At 74.0% G+C, this 18091-nt stretch carries 15 protein-coding genes and 3 pseudogenes; 11 read left to right on the top strand and 7 right to left on the bottom strand.

The window, feature by feature from the left end; genetic code table 11:
• Positions 1-506: 506 nt before the first annotated feature.
• The gene (locus tag AB0F11_RS15695; protein ID WP_362172936.1) at positions 507-965 is read right to left on the bottom strand and encodes a MarR family transcriptional regulator; all 459 of its coding nucleotides are present in this window, start codon (positions 963-965) and stop codon (positions 507-509) included.
• A 63-nt stretch (positions 966-1028) separates the two neighbouring features.
• Here AB0F11_RS15695 and AB0F11_RS15690 point away from each other — a divergent pair, with 63 nt between their 5' ends.
• Positions 1029-1397, top strand: coding sequence for a VOC family protein (locus AB0F11_RS15690; RefSeq protein ID WP_168512773.1), 369 nt, complete (start codon positions 1029-1031; stop codon positions 1395-1397).
• Positions 1398-1444: 47 nt separating this feature from the next.
• Positions 1445-1764: pseudogene (locus AB0F11_RS15685) on the top strand (ISL3 family transposase); the annotation flags it as partial.
• A 133-nt stretch (positions 1765-1897) separates the two neighbouring features.
• Here the strand turns inward: AB0F11_RS15685 and AB0F11_RS15680 are convergent.
• Positions 1898-2082: pseudogene (locus AB0F11_RS15680) on the bottom strand (Ku protein); the annotation flags it as partial.
• Between the two features lie 156 nt (positions 2083-2238).
• Here AB0F11_RS15680 and AB0F11_RS15675 point away from each other — a divergent pair.
• Positions 2239-2493, top strand: coding sequence for a hypothetical protein (locus AB0F11_RS15675; RefSeq protein WP_362172932.1), 255 nt, complete (start codon positions 2239-2241; stop codon positions 2491-2493).
• A gap of 65 nt (positions 2494-2558) precedes the next feature.
• Entirely contained in the window at positions 2559-3323 is a 765-nt protein-coding gene (locus tag AB0F11_RS15670) for a TetR-like C-terminal domain-containing protein (RefSeq protein WP_362172930.1), read from the top strand.
• Between the two features lie 48 nt (positions 3324-3371).
• Here the strand turns inward: AB0F11_RS15670 and AB0F11_RS15665 are convergent, their stop codons facing one another.
• Positions 3372-4313 (bottom strand): NAD-dependent epimerase/dehydratase family protein, encoded by a 942-nt coding sequence (locus AB0F11_RS15665; RefSeq protein WP_362172927.1) that lies wholly within the window; start codon positions 4311-4313, stop codon positions 3372-3374.
• Positions 4314-4529: 216 nt separating this feature from the next.
• Between AB0F11_RS15665 and AB0F11_RS15660 the strand changes: the two genes are divergently transcribed.
• Both AB0F11_RS15660 and AB0F11_RS15655 read left to right on the top strand, forming a co-directional pair.
• The gene (locus AB0F11_RS15660) at positions 4530-4847 is read left to right on the top strand and encodes an acylphosphatase (RefSeq protein WP_362173017.1); all 318 of its coding nucleotides are present in this window, start codon (positions 4530-4532) and stop codon (positions 4845-4847) included.
• A 90-nt stretch (positions 4848-4937) separates the two neighbouring features.
• The gene (locus AB0F11_RS15655) at positions 4938-5501 is read left to right on the top strand and encodes a hypothetical protein (protein WP_362172924.1); all 564 of its coding nucleotides are present in this window, start codon (positions 4938-4940) and stop codon (positions 5499-5501) included.
• 61 nt (positions 5502-5562) lie between these two features.
• Here the strand turns inward: AB0F11_RS15655 and AB0F11_RS15650 are convergent, their stop codons facing one another.
• The 3 genes from AB0F11_RS15650 to AB0F11_RS15640 all read right to left on the bottom strand — a co-directional run bounded on the left by AB0F11_RS15650 (position 5563) and on the right by AB0F11_RS15640 (position 10043).
• Positions 5563-6891 (bottom strand): hypothetical protein, encoded by a 1329-nt coding sequence (locus tag AB0F11_RS15650; protein WP_362172921.1) that lies wholly within the window; start codon positions 6889-6891, stop codon positions 5563-5565.
• A gap of 50 nt (positions 6892-6941) precedes the next feature.
• Positions 6942-8726: an ABC transporter ATP-binding protein gene (locus AB0F11_RS15645; protein WP_362172918.1), complete on the bottom strand. Its 1785-nt coding sequence runs from the start codon at positions 8724-8726 to the stop codon at positions 6942-6944.
• Positions 8727-8894: 168 nt separating this feature from the next.
• The gene (locus AB0F11_RS15640; protein WP_362172915.1) at positions 8895-10043 is read right to left on the bottom strand and encodes a PP2C family protein-serine/threonine phosphatase; all 1149 of its coding nucleotides are present in this window, start codon (positions 10041-10043) and stop codon (positions 8895-8897) included.
• A gap of 231 nt (positions 10044-10274) precedes the next feature.
• Here AB0F11_RS15640 and AB0F11_RS15635 point away from each other — a divergent pair, with 231 nt between their 5' ends.
• The 4 genes from AB0F11_RS15635 (at position 10275) to AB0F11_RS15620 (ending at position 16913) form a co-directional block, all read left to right on the top strand.
• Positions 10275-11216 carry a cyclase family protein gene (locus AB0F11_RS15635; protein WP_362172912.1) on the top strand — a complete coding sequence of 314 codons (942 nt, stop codon included), beginning with the start codon at positions 10275-10277 and terminating at the stop codon, positions 11214-11216.
• A gap of 101 nt (positions 11217-11317) precedes the next feature.
• On the top strand, positions 11318-14050 hold the full coding sequence (locus AB0F11_RS15630) for a SpoIIE family protein phosphatase (RefSeq protein ID WP_362172910.1): 2733 nt from the start codon (positions 11318-11320) through the stop codon (positions 14048-14050).
• A 197-nt stretch (positions 14051-14247) separates the two neighbouring features.
• Positions 14248-15825, top strand: a complete 1578-nt coding sequence (locus tag AB0F11_RS15625; RefSeq protein WP_362172907.1) for a sugar ABC transporter ATP-binding protein — start codon at positions 14248-14250, stop codon at positions 15823-15825.
• A gap of 26 nt (positions 15826-15851) precedes the next feature.
• Positions 15852-16913 carry an ABC transporter permease gene (locus AB0F11_RS15620; protein ID WP_362173014.1) on the top strand — a complete coding sequence of 354 codons (1062 nt, stop codon included), beginning with the start codon at positions 15852-15854 and terminating at the stop codon, positions 16911-16913.
• A gap of 18 nt (positions 16914-16931) precedes the next feature.
• Here AB0F11_RS15620 and AB0F11_RS15615 read toward each other — a convergent pair whose 3' ends face one another.
• The gene (locus AB0F11_RS15615) at positions 16932-17192 is read right to left on the bottom strand and encodes a hypothetical protein (RefSeq protein WP_362173023.1); all 261 of its coding nucleotides are present in this window, start codon (positions 17190-17192) and stop codon (positions 16932-16934) included.
• On the opposite strand from AB0F11_RS15615, the pseudogene AB0F11_RS15610 reads away from it, so the two are divergent.
• A pseudogene (locus tag AB0F11_RS15610) lies at positions 17080-18079 on the top strand (substrate-binding domain-containing protein). The gene AB0F11_RS15615 and the pseudogene AB0F11_RS15610 sit on opposite strands and share 113 nt — an antisense overlap.
• Positions 18080-18091: the final 12 nt, after the last annotated feature.

Below are 18091 nucleotides of genomic sequence, written 5' to 3'. Positions count from 1 at the left end.
GGCGGCGCCTGCCCCGGCCTTGCGGGGGTAAACGGGGGAAACGGGGGAAACGGGGGATGACGCAGAGGGACTGCTATGCGGCGGCCTTGCCCCCGCCGCGGGCCCGTTCGACGCGCGCCCGCAGGACCTCCGTCAGGTCGACCACGTTCGTGGCCGCCGCCGGGAGTTCGGCCTTCTCCACGGTCTCGCCGGCCTGCTCGGCCCGGATCAGGGGGCGACCTTCTCCTGGTAGGTGTCGTGGAACTCCTCCGGGTCCCAGGGCATGCCGAGGGCGGTGATGAGCTGCTCCGCCATCTTCATCTCCTTCGCGCCCACCTTCGTACGGCACGCCTCGGGAAGGTCGGGGACCTCCGTATCCCGTCGGCCCAGTGCAGGGTGTGCAGCTTATGGGGCTCATCGCAGTAGAGGGTGTAGTCGGGGTCTGTCGGTTTTCGAGGTCGCCGGCACGGATTCAGGCTCGGCTGCACTCCTGTCCGAGCGCGACGAGACGTGCGCCGCGGAACGAGCTATGCCCCGTCGTTGTCATCGCGCAAGGAATGGATCATGCTCTGCAGGATCCGAAATGCGTCTGACTGCTCGGTCTCGGTCAGGCCGGCCAGCATTCTGGCCTCGACGGACCGGACGGCTGCGCTCGCCTTCTCGAGGCTTCGTCGACCGCGAGGCGTGAGCCGCGTGGGAAGAACCTTCCCGACGGGTGCCTCCGCAGGCCTGGTCACGTAGCCCTCTCGCTCCAGGGCCCGGAGCAGCACGTTCATCGTCTGCCGTGTCACGAACGCGCCCCGCGCGAGCTCGGAGTTCGACAAGCCCGGTCGTTGAGCCAGCAGCTCGAGGCAGGAGTAGTGCGTCACGCTCATCCCGAGCGGCCGCAGCACCTCCTCCATGGCCGCGCGGAGGGCACTCGAAGCCTCTTTCAGCAGGTAGCCCAGTGACGTCTCCAGGTCGACGCCGACATCGTTTTGACTCATGTCAGTATTCTGACATAGGTTGATGCGTGTCAGAAAACTGACACGAAAAGAAGGAGTATCGTCATGCCCGCCACCGGCCCCGACTTCATCTCGCTCCAAGTGCGCGACCTCGACGCTTCGCAGGCGTTCTACGAGCAGTACCTGGGCCTCGTCCGCTCGCCGGCCGGACCTCCGCACGCCGTCGTCTTCGAGACGAAGCCGATCGCGTTCGCACTCCGCGACGTCATTCCCGGCACCGACCTCGCATCCGTCGCTCAGCCCGGCATCGGTGCCGCGATCTGGCTCCACGCCACCGACGTCCAGGCCATCCACGATGCGCTCGTCGCCGACGGTCACACCATCGTCTCCGCACCGATCGACGGCCCCTTCGGTCGGACCTTCACCTTCGCCGACCCCGACGGCTATCAAGTCACGCTCCACGACCGCGCTTGATCCACCAAACGCCACCGGACGATCACCAGCGGTTGTGCCCTGGGCTCGTGCCTGACGCTACCTTCTGCCCTGCTGCCCTGCTGCCCTGACGACGTTCTGCCGACTGGATGACCTCGGCTTGGAAGTGGTCGGCCAACAGCTGCATTCCGACCACACCGTGTTGCTCCGTCGAGTGGTCGACCCTGATGACTGGTGCCATGCCTGCGGCTGTCCGGGGGTGCCGCGCGACAGCGTGCTGCGCCGACTGGTGCACGTCCCGCTCGGCTGGCGGGCAACGATCCTGCACGTCCGCATCCGCCGCTACCGCTGTTCGGGCTGCGGCCAGGTCTGGCGCCAAGACACGACCGCGGCCGCCGCGCCGAGGGCGAACAAGGGGCGACGCCGTCGTCACCCCCAGCCGCCATTGCACTCCCACACGGGGAGGAACGATCGGCCAAGCAATGGTCACTGTCCAGCTACGCATAATGCAAGGTCAGGAGGCCGTCCTCGGACTTGAGGGCGACGATGTCGTCGAGGTCCACCTCCTTGCCGGTGCGCTCGTTTACGCGCCGGTTGCGGATCGGGGCGGACGTGCCGCGCTGCAGCTGGTGGAAGTGGAGGGTGTGGCTGTCGGTAGCGGTGTACATGCCGATGGGGACACCACCAGACCGAAGCTCAGCACCCCGGTCCAGACCGGTCCGGCCATGACGATCACCGCCTTGCCGCGTCGCTCCGCTCCCGGCGGCTGCCCGCCGGGGCCGGCCCGGAAACGGCGCCTGGGGAGCTCGGGGGGCCGCACGTGTTTGGCGGGCGCCGGAGCGGATAGCTGCCGTACAGGGGGATCGCGAAGAGGTGAGCCGTCATGGGCGCAGACAGGGCAGACAGGCCGGACAGGCAGCAGGGCGGCGGCATGGGCGACAAGCGCCAGACGCCGGGCAAGGGCCGCGAGGAGCAGATCCGCGGGCGGTCGCCGGAGCCCGACCAGCTGAGGACGGGCGGCCGACCGCGCACTCCGGACGAGGTGGCGCACGAGCGCGGCCGGGAGGACGCGACGATGCGCGATGTGATGCACGACCTGAGTGAGGAGGACCTCGACGACATGCGCGACGACCGCTGAGCGCGTCGCGCGGTACCCGTCGGGTCGCGCGGAAGGCCGTCGTGGCCGGCGGGTACGGTTCCAACATGGACTATTCCGCAATGAGTTCGACCGGCGACGGCCCGACGACGCCGTCGGCGGCCGTCAAGGACATCGCGCGCCGGCAGCTGGTCGAGGTGGGGGCCTCCGGGCTGTCCCTGGAGGGCGTCGCCCGGGGCGGCGGGCGGGCCCTCGCCGAGGTGGAGGCCCTCTTCCCGCACCGGGACGACCTGCTGACCGCGCTGGTCGTCGACGCCTATGACGCCTCCGGCGCCGCGATGGAGCAGGCCGACCGGGCCGCGGCGGAGGCCGGCGCACCGGCCGGCGCCCGGCTGCTCGCGGTCACCCGGGCGCTGCGGCAGTGGGCCTTCGCCCACCCCGCCGAGTTCACGCTGATCTACGGCTCGCCCGTGCCCGGCTACCACGCCCCGCAGGACACCGTCGGACCCGCCTCGCGCACCCCCGCGGTGCTCGCGGGCATCGTACGGTCGGCGCTGGAAGCCGGTGAACTGACCCCGCCCCGGCGCTCCGTGCCGGGTCCGCCGCTGCTCCTGCCGGCCGCGACGGAGCTCTTCGGCGGTGCGCCCGGGGCGCCGTTCCCGGACCTCATCGAGCGCGGCATCGTCCTGTGGAGCAACCTGATCGGCCTCCTGGTCTTCCAGGTCTTCAGCCGCACCCACGACAGCGTCCGGGACGAGGCCGCGTTCTTCGACTACGCCGTCGCCGTGGCCGCCGAGAGCGTCGGACTCGTGGTGCCGCTGGAGGAGCCCACCGGGGAGGCCGCCACCGTCACCGCCCCCGCCACCGGCTGAACCCGGGCGCGCGGCAGCGGGGCCGCCGCCACCGGGCGGCGGCCCGCCTCACCCGGCGGCAGCGCCTCGCTCGCGCCACCAGTCCACGGTCGCCCCGACCTGCTCTTCGAGCGGGGTGGCCCGTACCGTGAACGCGGCCTCGTACGCGCTCGAATCGACCACGAACGGGCGGTCGAACTGGTAGCGGATCTCCTTCAGTTCGCGGATCATCGGGGAGAAGAGCCCGGCCACGGCCGGCACGGCCGGCGGCAGCCTGCGCACGGCGACCGGGCCCGTGCCCGCGCGGGCGGCCAGGCGGCCGACCATCTCCCGCACGGAGCGGGCGGGCTGCGTCGGGACGTGCCAGGGCCGCCCCCAGGCCCGCTCCTCGCCCGCGACCTCGACCAGGGCCCTGGCGACATCGGGGACGTACGTCCAGCTGTGCGCGGCATCCGGGTCCCCGAGCGTGGAGACCGGCTTGCCGCGCAGCAGCCGCGGCACGACCCGCGCGGCCAGGTGGCCGCCGTCGGTCACACCGGGCCCGAAGAAGTCCGAGGCCCGCACCTCGACCGCCCTGATGCGGCCCTGCTCGTGCAGCGCCCGGGCCCGCTCCCAGACGGCGGCGCGCACCCGCCCCTTGGGGCCGGTCGCGGCGAGCGGCAGGTCCTCGGTCAGGGGACCGTCCACCGGACCGTAGCCGTACAGGTTGCCCAGGAGAACCAGGACGGCCCCGGTGGCTTCGGCCGCGGCGCACAGCGAGGAGGCGAGCGGCGGCCATCCGGCCGCCCAGCGGTGGTAGGGCGGCGCGGCACAGACGTGGATCGCGGTGGCGGCCCGCGCGGCCTCGATCAGCCGCGCGCTGTCCGAGGCGTCCAGTGCGAGGTGCTCGATCCCGGGCTCCGGGCGGCGGCCCGAGGTGGTGACCACCCGTACGGTGTGGCCCTGTTCGGCCAGCAGCCGGGCGGTGGCGGCCCCCGCGGGCCCGAAACCTATGACGACATGAATGCTCACCTGCGCACACTAGCGCGGCGCCGCAGGCTTGCCGATCTTGGGCGGGGCGCCGGCCCGGCCGCTCTCCCGCCCGCCGTTTCGCGTTGCGCGGCCGTGCGGCACGGGGCAGGGTCGAGGGGTGGCGCGGCCCGAGCAGGAGGAGGCGACGATGCCCATGGCCTCGGCGGACACGGCCCCGGCGGCCACGGCCCCGGTCGACCCCGGGACGGCGCCGTGATGCGCCGGCGCGTGATCGTCTCGGGGACGGTGCAAGGGGTGTTCTTCCGGGACAGCTGCCGCAGTGCGGCCCGGGACCAGGGCGTGGCCGGCTGGGTGCGCAACCTGCCCGGCGGCGAGGTCGAGGCGGTGTTCGAGGGGGACGAGGCCGCCGTCGCGCGGATGGTCCGGTGGATGCACACCGGGCCGCCGGCCGCCGAGGTCCGCGCGGTCGAGGTGTACGAGGAGCCCCCGGGCCCGTCCGCCGGCGCCGCCTCCGGCTCCGGCGCCGGATCGGGTGGGTTCGAGGTCCGGCCCACTCCGCCGCGCGGCGGCTGAGGCCGGCGCGTGTCCTGGCAGCCGCGGCGGGTAGGCGCGTAGCGCCGTGCGGACCGGCGCCGGGGCGCTGTCGAGGCGGAGGGAGGAGCCATGGCGCGGATATCGGTGGAAGGGGCCGAGGTCGTGGTCCGGTTGTCCTTGCGGGAGTGGCTGGGCGCGCGTCGGCGGGAGCTGCGCGTGCCGGTGGCTGCGCTGCGCGGGGTCGGCCTGGAGTCCAGTTGGTGGCGGGTGCTGCGCGGAGCGCCCGGGCGGGGCGCGTGGCGGCCGGGGCGGTGCGTGGGGATCCGGCGGGTGGACGGGGGCCGGGGCAGGGATTTCGTGGCCGTGAAGGCCGGCGGCCCGGTGCTCTGGATCGACCTGGACCGGGATGCGGCCTTCGGCCGCCTGGCCCTGTCCGTACCCGACCCCGAGGGCGCCGAGCGGGCCCTGCGCGCCCTGCTCCCCGCAGAGCCCGAGGAAGGCCCCGGGCCGACGAGCGCGCCGGCCGCGAGCGCGCGCCCGCTCCTGCAGCACGAGGGCGGGACGGCTGACGACCACGGCCGGGAGCCCGGCGTGCCGTCGCGGACGGGGACGGGCGCACAGCCCCCGGCTGCCGACGAGCGCGTACGCAGGGCGAACACGGGCGCCGCCGACACGGAGGGCGACGTGCCGTGACGCCGTCCGCGCCCGCCCGGGCGGCCAGGGGCCGCGGGGCCTTCCGCGCCGAGCGGGCCGGTCAGAGGTGGTGGACCGGGGTGGACGGGTCGGTCCAGTGCCAGTTCTCCGGGGTCCACTGCTTCTTCAGGGCGGTGCGCTGCTTGGTGTAGGCGCCGAGGGCCTGCTCGACGGAGGCGGCGAGGTCCCCGAGATCGTCCGGGGCGGGCACGCGCAGGACCAGGTGCTGCTTCTGGTGGACGAGCAGCAGGTCGCCGGAGGGCGTGCAGGCCGTGAGGGTGAAGCGGGTCAGCGGCCGGTGGGTCTTGGTCCCCGTGTCGAGCCGGGCGCGCAGCTCCCCGGCCTTGTTCCAGGCGAACAGGCCGTAGCGGTTGAGGTGGTAGGCGCGGCCGCGGTGCGGATCGGAGGCCAGGTTCCAGCAGAAGCCGGTGAAGGGGCTGTCGCGGTAGGGGTGCATGCCGTCGAGGCGGCCGACCGTGGCCCCCTGGTCGTCGACGAGGGAGTAGGAGAAGGGAAGGCCGCGGCTGCCGCCGCGCAGGGTGCGCGCGTACACGGGCAGGACGAAGAGGTCGTCGGCGAGGGGGACGGGCCGCTTCAGGCGGGCGCCGTGCCAGCGCCAGGAGTAGCCCTCGCCGGCGAGGAGTTCGGACAGCGAGGGGCGGGGCCGGCGGGTGAGGCCGACCGGTTCTCCGCCGTGCCGGACGTGGGGCTGCACGTCGACCTCGCCCTGGTGCTTGGGCTCCGGGTCAATGGAGGCGAACGCGCGGATCACCGGTTTGTGTTCGGGGGTGAGGGGGCCGTCGGCCACGCCCACGAGGTTGGGGATGGCGCTGCCGTAGTTCCACACCCCGTACTCGGAGGCGACGCACAGCAGACGGCCGGAGGGGGTCACGCTGATCGAGCCGGCGAAGGGGTTGCCCGGGACGTACGGCTTGCGGAACGGGCGGCCGTCGTCCGAGGAGTAGGCGGCCAGGACCCGGCTCAGGTCGGAGGCGATCAACGTGGTGGAGTTCGGGTGGGCGTTCAGGGACAGGGTGCCGTCGGGCAGCACGCACAGGGTCATGTCGCTGCCGGTGGCCAGGGCCGATTCGGTTCCGTCCAGGTAGTTGCGGCCCGACCGCCCGGCCACGGCGCTCGCCAGGACCTCGCCCTGCGCCGAGTAGCGGGTGATGATCACGTACGCGAAATTGGCCCGGGCCGGGTCCGGTTCGCCCTCGGCCACGCCCGAGGTGTACCGGCTGACCCCGTACAGCGCGTACACGTCCCCGTTCGGAGCCGCGGCGACGTCGTGGGCAACGACGCCCCAACCCGTCGAGTACAGGCGGGTGAAGTCGATGCGGTGGGTGTCCACGAGAGTGCCGGGCAGCGCCAGCGGAAACGTCTGGATCATGTACGGAATTGTGCCCGCGGCCACTGACAACGCGGGGCGGGCTCCCGTCCTCACCCGTGCGCGGTCCGCGGGGTTCCGTCGTCGAGGAAGCCGCCCGACTGGTGCTGCCACAGCTTCGCGTAGGCCCCGTCCAGGGCGAGCAGTTCCTGGTGGCTGCCCTGTTCGATGATCCGCCCGCGGTCGAGGACGACGAGCCGGTCCATGGCGGCGACCGTGCTCAGCCGGTGCGCCACCACGAGCGCGGTCCGGCCCTCCATGAGCTGCCACAGCGCCTGCTGGACGAGGATCTCGCTCTCCGAGTCCAGGGCGCTGGTCGCCTCGTCGAGCAGCAGGAGCGGCGCGTCGCGCAGGATGGCCCGGGCGAGGGCGACGCGCTGGCGCTGCCCGCCGGACAGTTTGACGCCCCGTTCTCCCACCAGCGTGTCGAAGCCGTCGGGCAGGGCATCGGCGAACTCGGTGACGTGCGCCGCCTCGGCCGCCCGGCGGATCTCGGCGTCCCCGGCGTCGGGCCGGGCGAACGCGATGTTCTCCCGCAGCGTGCGGTGGAACATCGCCGGGTCCTGCGGGACGTACGCGATCAGGCTGCGCAGGTCGGCCTGGCGCAGCCGGCTGATGTCCTGGCCCCCGATGAGGATCCGGCCGGCGTTGACGTCGCTCATCCGCAGCAGGAGCCGGGTGAGGGTGGTCTTGCCGCCGCCGGAGCGTCCGACGAGACCGATCTTGGCCCCGCTGGGCACGTCCAGGTCGAGCCCCTCGAAGAGCGGCTTCGCGCCCGCGTGGGCGAAGCGGACGCGCTCGAAGCGGACGTCGGCGGCCCCGGGCTGCAGCGGTTCCGGCCGGGGCGGGTCGAGCACGGTCGGCGGGGTCAGCAGCAGTTCGGTGAACTGCGCGGCCTCCGTCATCGAGCTCTCCAGGCGACGGTAGATCTGGTTGAACTCGAACATGATCCGCGTGGCGTTCTGGAAGTAGGTGAAGGCCACCACGACCGCCTCCACGCCGTGCCCGCCCCCGCCGCCGGCCCCGACCCCGACCGCGACGGCGATCAGCAGGCCCAGCGCGTTGGTCAGCACGGACATCGGTGCGACCACGGTGTCGATGCGGAGGTTGCCGTAGTCCCACGACCTCAGCGTCAGCCGCCGCGACTCCGCGACGCGGGAGCGGTGTTCGGCGGCCTCGCGCGGCTCGGCCGCGAACGCCCGGACCGTGTCCATGTTCATGATGCTGTCGGCGACATGGCCCGAGACCCTGGCGATGGCCGCCTCGCGCCGGTCGACGAGCGCCTGACGGCGGCGGATGAGGGGGGCCACGCACACTCCGGTGACCGCGATCATCGCCAGGAGCCACACCACGAGCAGCGGCTCGTACTGCCAGAGCACCACCGAGCCGAACAGCAGCGGCACGAAGCGGCCGATGACCGAGAACGTCAGCGCGTCGACGAACTCCTCGAAGCGGGAGGCGAAGCTCAGCACCCGCTTGGTCAGCGATCCGGCGAAGTTGTCGTGGAAGAAGGCGGCGTCCCGGGCGAACAGCTCGTCCAGGCCGATCACGTACAGGTGCTCGATCCCCAGGGCGTCGAGGCGGTTCAGGCAGTGCAGGCCGAGCCGCCACAGCGCCTCGGAGAGCAGCAGGACGCCGCCGAAGCCGAGGACGTACGGCAGCGCGCGGTCCAGGGTGGTCCCGCCGTCCCCGGCGAGGCGGGCGACGAGCTTCGCGACGACCAGCGGCGCGACGTAGTTGATGCCGATGTTTCCGAGCGCGGGTCCGAGCATCGCGGGTACGGCGTACCGTCGGAGCCGGGCCAGCTCCCGCCCGTAGTGGCGCAGCGCCAGGACCACCGGCCCCCGCTCCGGCGCTGAGCCGGATCCTGTTGCTGTTCCTGTTCCTGTTCCTGTTCCTGATCCCATCCCATCCCCCCAGGCGGTCGGCGATCCACGCGGTTGCCTTCCCCGCCCCGCCCGCGGCTACGCGCCGTGATCAAGTCCATCACCCGCGGTAGCGAATCATCACACCGCGGCTTCGCCGTCCCCGTGCTCGGCGCGGTCGACGACGATCAACGCCACGTCGTCCGCCAGCCGGCCCCTGGTATGGCGCATCAGACCCGCGTGGAGCCCCTCCAGGAACTCCTCCAGGGTGCAGTCCTGCAGTTCCGCCATCGCCTCGGGCAGGGCGAAGAAGACGTTGTCTCCGTCGCGGGCCTCGATCACGCCGTCGGTGTGCAGCAGCAGCCGGTCCCCGCGCTCGAACACGTAGCTGTCCGTGGTGCCGGACGTGCCGTCGAGGAACTCCTCCAGCCCGAGCGGCGGCAGCGGGGACACGGGGTACAGGGCGTGGACCTCGCCGTTCCGCAACAGCAGCGGAGGGGGATGCCCGCGGTTGACCACCTCCACGGTGGGGCCCTCCGGCACCTGCACCACGAGCGCCGTCACGAAGCCCTCCAGGAGCCCGGGAGCGTCGTCCGCGCTCGCCGCCGCGGCGTCCCGTTCGAGCGCCGCCGCACAGTGGTTGATGACCTCCGCCAGCTCGTCCTCGTAGTGCACGGCCTCCCGGAACGCGCCCAGCACCACTGCGGCCGCGCGGACGGCGGGCAGCCCCTTGCCCCGGACGTCCCCGACGATCATCCTGACCCCGTACCGGGTCTCCACCGCCTCGTACAGATCGCCGCCGATCTGCGCTCCCGTCTCGGCCGCCAGGTACATGCTGGCCGCCCGGACCGGGCCGAGGCGCTCCGGAACGGGCCGCAGCAGGACGTCCTGCGCCGCGGCGGCGATCCGGCGGACCTGGTTGAGCTCGTTCTGCCGGCGGGTCCGCTCGGTCCTGCTCGTCATGAAGCTCGCGGTCGACACCAGGAACAGCGCCAGGAAATTGGTGTAGACCTGCTGTCCGCCCCAGGCATGGTTGTGCGTGGCGGTGGCGATGCTCACCCCTACGGCGCACAGCGCCGCCGCGAGGGTCCCCTTGGGCCCCATGGTGACGGCGGCCAGGGCGGGCGTCGCGACCAGCAGCGGGCCCGTGTAGATGACGTGCGCGGGCGAGAGTTCGATGGCGAGCACCACCAGTGCGATCAGGAAGGGCACGCACTCCGCGAGCCGGAACAGGGCATGGTGGTGACCGCCGGCTCCCGGCCGAGAGAGCGAGCGGAAGAACGCCCTCATGGGTCCAGCCTGCCCCTCGCCGGCCGTCCACTGCCACTCGCCGGCCGCCGCCCCGTTCCCGGGTCCGCCGTACGGCGGACCACGCAGCCTCGCGCGCGTGGCGTCCCGGCGCCGCGGGCATGCGAGTCACCGTACGGGCGGCGGCCGGACGCCCGCCGAGCCGCCCCGCCCCGGCCTGCCGCCCCCGCCGCCGCCGCGCCGGAGCCTGCGACCCCTGGAGCGCGAGTACGGATGAGCACCGAGCCCGCCCCCGACCCGGCGCCCCGGGTCTCCCGCGAGGAGTTCGACGCCCTCTTCGCCGCGGTCCGCACCTGGGGCCGCTGGACCCCCGCCGACCGCGGCGCCTGGAACCGGGTCACCCCGGAGCACGTACGCCGGGCCGCGGGCCTGGTCCGGTCCGGCACGGCGGTGCCGCTGGGCCTGCCCTGGGACACCCGGCCCGGCCCCGACAACGACAAGCCCGCCCTGCACTACATGTCGGACCTCGGCGACGTGGAGGCCCCGGAGCCCGCGACCCACAAGGACTTCCTCGGCGTCGACTACCACGGCAAGGCCGTGAGCCACCTCGACGCGCTCTCCCATGTCGCCTACCGCGGGCAGCTCTACGGAGGCCGCCCGGCCCGGGAGGCCGTCGGCGCCGGCGGCGCCCGCTTCGGGTCCGTGTCGGCCCTCGGCCCGTTCGTCGCCAAGGGCGTACTGCTCGACCTGCCCGCCGTCCTCGGGGTGGACTGGCTGGAGCCCGGCCGGGCGGTCCGGGCCCCGGACCTCCTCGCCGCGGAACGGGCGCTCGGCGTCGCGGTCGACGAGGGCTGTGCGGTGCTGGTGCGCTCCGGCCGGTTCCGCCGCCGCCGGGAGCTCGGCCCCTGGGACGTCGGCGCGGCCAGTGCGGGCCTGCACGTCGACGCCGTGCCGCTGCTGGCCGAGCGCGGCATCGGCCTGCTGGGCGCCGACGGGGACAGCGACCTGCGCCCCTCGCCGGTCGAGGGCCTGCACTCCCCCGTGCACGCCCTCGCCGTCGCCGCCATGGGCGTGCCCCTGCTGGACAACCTGGACCTGGAGGGGCTCTCCGCCGCCTGCGCCGCGGCCGGGCGCCACGAGTTCATGATCGTCGTCGCGCCGCTCGACGTGCCCGGCGGGACGGGCTCGCCCGTCAATCCGGTCGCGATCCTGTGAGACGGTGGCCCCGAACAGCCCGGAATATACTCAAATGACCGATTCAGGGCGCAACCATCCCGGCACGGCCGGACCACGGTCCCACTAGGGAAGTGATGCAGATGGGGGTCAGGGGAGAGCAGATCGGCCCTGCACGCTCCCGTGAGCGGTTCCTGGTGGGCGAGCCGGTCGAGACGGGCGTGCGCAGCGACATCCTGGACTCGTGGGAGCGCTGTCGGCTGCTGGGCCTCTCGCCGGACCAGACCGAGCTCCCCTACAGCAGCGACTTCGACCCCGACAGCCGGCTCGTGCACGCCGCCGCACCCGTGCTGGACCGGCTGCAGTCCAGGTTCTCGGGCAGCCAGATGAACGTGTGCCTGGCCGACGGCAACGGCACCGTGCTCCAACGCCGTTTCGGGGACCCCGCATTGGCCCGCAGCCTGCCCCCCATCCAGAGCGTGCCCGGCTTCGTCTTCGCCGAACGCTACGCGGGGACCAACGGCATCGGCCTGGCGCTCGCCGAGCGGCGCCTCATCCAGGTGTACGGGGCCGAGCACTTCGCCGAGCGGTCCCAGTCGAACGCCTGCTCCGCCACCCCCATCCGCGACCAGCTCAGCGGTGACATCGTCGGCGTCCTGTGCTTCGGGTACCCGCACAGCTACGAGGACCCGGTCCTGCCCGCGCTGATCCGCCGGGCGGCCGAGAGCATCGAGCGGCGGCTGACGGAGGAGAGTTCGGCCCGGGAGCAGGGGCTGCTGCACACGTACCTCGACGCCCGCGCCCGCGTCGGGGCCGCCGCGGGCGCCGGCCACGGCGGGAACGGGCAGCCGGTCCGGCTGGACGAGCTGGCCGACAGCGGGCTGGACCCCCTGGACCAGATGGTCCTGAAGGAGAAGGCCACCGAACTCATCTCCTCGAACCGGCGGGTCGCGGTCGAGGTGCCCCTGCCCCACGGCCGGGAGGTCACCCTCCTCAGCCGCCGGCTCACCAGCCGCGCCGGGGTGGAGGGGGTGGTCGTCGAGGCCGTCCTGACCGGCGAGGAACCGCCCGTGCACCACCTGGCCGCCGCGCCGCCCGGGCCCGGCACCGCGGCGCGCCCCCGCGGCACGGACGCCGACGGGCGCGGCGCGACCAGGGGGCTGGTGCTCGTGGGCGAGCCCGGGGTCGGGAAGTACGCCCTCGCGGCCCGGCGCCGCCTGGAGCTGCTGGCCGAGGCCAGCACCCGTATCGGCACCACCCTGGACGTGAGCCGGACCGCCTGGGAGCTCGCCGAGGTGGCGGTCCCGCGGCTGGCCGACTACGTCACCGTCGACGTCCCCGAGGCCGTGCTGCGCGGCGACGAATCCATCGACCCCTCGGTCGAGCTGCAGCGCACGGTCGTCCACGGCATCCGCGAGGACTGCCCGTTCTACCCGGTCGGCCGGCGGGTGGAACTCCGCCCCGAGACCCCCCACATGCGCTGCCTGGCCAGTGGGCAGGCCGTGCTGGAACCCGACCTGGCGCTCGCCGCCGGCTGGATACGCCAGGGCAGCGAGCACGCCGACCGGATCCTCGCCCACGGCGTGCACTCGCTGATCTCCGTCCCGCTGCTCGCGCGCGGCGTCCTGCTGGGCATCGCGAGCTTCTACCGCGCGCAGGACCCGGCCCCCTTCGGGGACGACGACAGCTGGCTGGCCCAGGAACTCGCGGCCCGTGCCGCCCTGTCCATCGACAACGCCCGCCGCTACACCCGCGAGCACACCCTCGCCCTGGCCCTGCAGCGCAGCCTGCTGCCGCGCGGCCTCCCCGAGCAGGGCGCCGTCGAGGTGGCCCACCGCTACCTGCCCGCCGAGTCCGGAGTGGGCGGCGACTGGTTCGACGTCATCCCGCTCTCCGGCACCCGCGTCGCCCTCCTCGTCGGGGACGTCGTCGGCCACGGACTGCACGCCGCCGCCACGATGGGCCGGCTGCGGACCGCCGCCCGCAACTTCGCCGAACTGGAACTCGCCCCCGACGAGCTCCTGACCCACCTCGACAACCTGCTGGTACGGCTGGACCGGGAGGAAGGCTGCGACGACGTGACCGGCGGCAGCACCGGCATCGCCGGCGCCACCTGCCTGTACGCGGTCTACGACCCCACGACACGGCAGTGCACCATGGCCCGCGCTGGCCACCCGCCGCCCGCGCTGGTCCATCCCGACGGCACCGTGTCCTTCCCCGAGCTGCCCGCGGGCCCCCCGCTCGGCCTGGGCGGCCTGCCCTTCGAGACGGCCGAGATCCAGCTGCCCGAAAACAGCACGCTGGTGCTCTACACCGACGGGCTCATCGAGGACCGCGAGCGCGACATCGACGTCTCCCTCGACCAGCTGCGCCGCGCCCTGGCCCACCCGGCCCGGGCGCCCGAGGACACCTGCCAGGCGGTCATCGAGGCCGTGGCCCCCGAACACCCCGGCGACGACATCGCCCTGCTGGTGGCCCGTACGCACACCCTGCCCGCCGACCGGATCGCCGCATGGGACCTGAGCGCCGACCCCGCCCTGGTCTGTGACGTCCGCGCCGCCGCCACCCGCCGGCTCGCCGAGTGGGGACTGGAGGAGCTGGCGTTCGCCGCGGAGCTGATGCTCAGCGAGCTGGTGACCAACGCGGTCCGGTACGGCACCGAGCCCATCCAGGTGCGCCTGATCCGCGACCGCACCCTGATCTGCGAGGTCTCAGACGGCAGCAGCACCGCCCCGCACCTGCGCCGCGCGGCCAGCACGGACGAGGGCGGCCGCGGCCTGTTCCTCGTCGCGCAGCTCTCCCAGGCCTGGGGCACCCGCTACACGCCCCAGGGCAAGGTCATCTGGGCGGAGTGCGCGCTCGACGCGGTCGCCTGACGGCCGCGGTCGACCACCCCGCCGCGGTCGACCACCCGGGCACTCGGCCACTCGGCCACTCACCCACGCGACCACTGGACCATTGGAGCCACAAGGGATGGCGATATGCCGGGTAGTGCACCGTAGGTCCCCGGGGTTCCTCCGGCTCCGCCCTACGCTGCGGACGAGAACTGCCCCGGCCGGCCCCGGAGACGTCCGTGCATGACACTTCCGCCCCCTCGACGAGCCCGCCCGGGCGCCCCGGTGCAGTGCCGCTCGTCCGGGTGCGCGGTCTGGCCAAGCGGTTCGGCGGCACCCTCGCCCTCGACGGGGTCGACCTCGACCTCCACCGCGGCAGCGTCCTCGCCCTCCTCGGGCCCAACGGGGCCGGGAAGTCCACGCTGATCAAGGTGCTCGCCGGCGTCCACCACGCCGACGCGGGCGAGGTGACGGTCGCCGGGCATCCGCTCGGCTCCGACGCCGCCGCGCGTGCGATGTCGTTCATCCACCAGGACCTGGGACTGGTCGACTGGATGACCGTCGCCGAGAACATCGCCCTGGGCACCGGCTACCCGCGCCGTCACGGCCTGGTGTCCTGGCGGCGGACCCGGGAACGCTGCGCCGAGGCCCTGGAGACCGTCGCCGGACACCTGGACGCCGACGCGCGGATCGCCGACCTCGCCCCCGCCGAGCGCTCCCTCGTCGCCATCGCCCGGGCCCTCGCGAAGCGGGCGGAGCTCTTCGTCCTCGACGAGCCGACCGCGACCCTTCCCGCCGCGGACTGCGCCCGGCTCTTCGACGTCCTGCACGCACTGCGCGACCGGGGCCACGGCATCCTCTACGTCAGCCACAGGCTCGACGAGGTGTACCGGGTCGCGGACACCTTCGCCGTGCTGCGCGACGGCCGACTCGTCAGCCACGGGCCCCTCGCCCCGTACGGCCCCGCCCGCCTGGTGTGCGACATCGTGGGCAGCGCACCGCCCGGGCGCCGGACGGCCACCGCCGCAACCACCGCCGCTCCCGCCTCCGCAGGTGCCGGCCCGCTGCCCGTCCTGCGGCTCGACGCCGTGGACACCGACCGCACCGCACCCCTCAGCCTGGAGCTGCGCCAGGGCGAGGTCCTCGCCCTGGTGGGCCTCACCGGATCCGGCCACCTCCACCTGGGCCGCGCCCTCGCCGGGGCGGGGCCGTCCCTCGGCGGCCGGGCGCTGCTCGGCGGCCGTCCGTACCGCCCCCGCACCGTCGCCGAGGCCGTCGGACGCGGCGTCGGCTTCGTGGCCGGCAACCGCCAGGAGGAGGGCTGCGCCGCCGACCTGACCGTACGGGAGAACCTCCTGGCCAACCCGCGGGCGGCCGGAGTGCCCAGCCTGCGCTGGACCGCTCCGCGCCGGGAGCGCGCCGAGGCCGCCGCCCTCATCGAGCGGTTCTCGGTGCACCCCCGGGACAGCGAGGTGCCCATCGCCGGCCTGTCCGGCGGCAACCAGCAGAAGGTGGTCGTCGGGCGGTGGCTGCGGGGGCGGCAGCGCCTGCTGGTCCTGGAGGAGCCGACCGCGAGCGTGGACGTCGGCGCGAAGGCCGCGATCCACCGCCTCCTCGGCGACGCGCTCGCCTCCGGCCTGGCCGTCCTGCTCGTCTCCTCCGACTTCGAGGAGGTCGCCGACCTCGCCCACCGGGCGCTGGTGTTCGTCCGCGGGAGCGTCGCGGCCGAGCTGTCGGGCGAGACGCTGACCGTCGCCGAACTCACCCGCACCGCCTCGGCCATGCCCGCCATCACCGGAAACGCGGCGCACCGGTGACCGCCGGACCGTCGGCGCGCCGCCGGCTGCCGGGGCTGCTGCACGGCCACGGACACGGACACCTGCTCGGCACGTACGGGCTCCTGGCCCTCACCGTCCTGCTGTTCCTGGTCTTCTCGCTGGCCCTGCCCGACACCTTCCCCACGCGGGAGAACGTCTCCTCGATCCTGTCCAACCAGTCCGTGCCCGCCCTCCTCGCGCTCGGCGCGACGATCCCCGTCGCGAGCGGCAACTTCGACCTGTCCATCGGCTACGGGCTGGGGCTGGCGCACGTCATGGTGATGTACCTGATCGTCGACGAGGGCGTGGCCTGGCCGCTCGCCTGCCTGGCGGTCGTGCTCGGCGGGGCGCTGGTCGGCGCCCTGAACGGCATCGTCGTCGAGTTCGGGCGGATCGACTCGTTCATCGCGACGCTCGGCACCGGCAGCATCATGTACGCCCTCACCGGATGGCTCACCGACGGGAGCCGCATCGTCCCCGGTCCGCAGGGCCTTCCGGCCGCCTTCACCGGGCTGTACGACGGGCGGTTCCTCGGCCTGCCGCTGCCCGCCTTCTACGTCCTCGGGGTCACCGTCGCCCTGTGGGTGGTGCTGGAGCGGCTGCCGCTGGGCCGGTACCTGTACGTCATCGGCTCCAACCCCCGCGCCGCCGCCGTCCTCGGCATCCCCACCCGGCGGTACTGCGTGTACGCCTTCACCGGCTCCGGCCTGGTCGTCGGCGTCTGCGGGGTCCTGCTCGCCGCGCAGCAGCAGATCGGCAACCCGAGCGTCGGCCTGGACTACCTGCTGCCCGCCTTCGTCGGGGCGCTGCTCGGCTCGACCACGATCAAGCCGGGCCGGGCCAACGCCCTGGGCACGCTCGTGGCCGTCAGCGTGCTCGCCGTGGGGCTCGCCGGGATCGGCCAGCTCGGCGCCCGGTTCTGGGCCACCCCGCTGTTCAACGGCGCCACCCTGCTGTTGGCGGTCGGCCTGGCCGGCTACGCCTCCCGGCGGCGGCTGCGCACCCGGGCAGCCCCGGACCGGCATCCGCCCGCGGGGCCGCCGTCCCCGGGGCCGCCGCCCGCGCCGGCGGGGAACGGCACGGGGTAGCACCGACCGCAGTCCACGTCAGCGTCCCCCAGCGCCGGCATCCGTCAGCGTCGTCGTCAGGAGCACCGTGTACCCGAACCGCACGACCGCCCTCGCGGCCGCGGCCCTGTTGGCGGCCGCAGCCGCCGCCCTCGCCGGCTGCGGGGGCGGACCCGCGGGCACCGGCCTGCCGGCGAGCGCCGTCCCGTCGTCCTCCGGCGGCTGCCCGGCCGCCCTGAGGGCGGCGCAGGCGGCCGTACGGGCGGCCGAGAGCACCGACGCCGCGTGGACCGGTCCCACGAGCGGACCTGCGGCGGTCCCCGGCAAGACGCTGGTCTACGTCGCGCAGACCATGACCAACCCGGGCGTCGCCGGCGTCGCCAAGGGCGTCGAGCAGGCCGCCTCGGCCATCGGCTGGAAGGTCCGGGTGATCGACGGCGAGGGAACCCCGGCCGGGGTGCAGGCCGCGCTCAGCCAGGCGGTCGCCCTCAAGCCCTCCGGCATCGTCATCGGCGGCTTCGACCCCCGGTTGACCTCCCGGCAGGTGGCCGCGGCCCGGGCGGCGGGGATCCCGGTGGTGGGCTGGCACGCGGTCAGCTCGCCGGGCCCGAGTGCGGACCCGCCGCTGTTCACGAACGTCACCACGAAGGTGGAGGACGTCGCGAGGATCAGTGCCGACTGGGTGATCGCCCGGTCCGGGGGCCAGGCTGATCAAACGGCAGCTGGCCGACTGCCCCGGCATGCGGATCCTGGCCTCCGAGAACATCCCCATCCCGGACGCGAGCCAGCGCACCCCGCAGGAGGTCTCCTCCCTGCTGTCGCGCTTCCGCGGCGCTTGGACCCACTCCGTGGCCATCAACGACCTCTACTTCGCCGATGCCGCACCGGCCCTGCGCGCCGCCGGGAAGCCGGGCGCCGGGCCGCCGTTCAACATCGGCGCGGGCGACGGCGACCCGTCCGCCTTCCAGCGCATCAACAGCAGGCAGTACCAGGCCGCCACCGTCCCCGAACCGCTCGCGCAGCAGGGCTGGCAGATCGTCGACGAGTTCAACCGTGCCTTCGCCGGGCAGCCCGCCAGCGGTTACGTCGCCCCCGTCCACGTGGTCACGGCCGACAACAGCGGCGGAGCCACGTCCTGGGACCCGCGGGGCTACCGGGAGGCGTACGAGAAGATCTGGCACGGGTAGCCCCCGCGGGGC

Origin of the sequence: Streptomyces sp. NPDC032472 (assembly GCF_040636955.1) — a bacterium.
Classification (GTDB): Bacteria; Actinomycetota; Actinomycetes; order Streptomycetales; family Streptomycetaceae; genus Streptomyces.
This window is presented reverse-complemented; position numbering and strand designations above follow the sequence as displayed.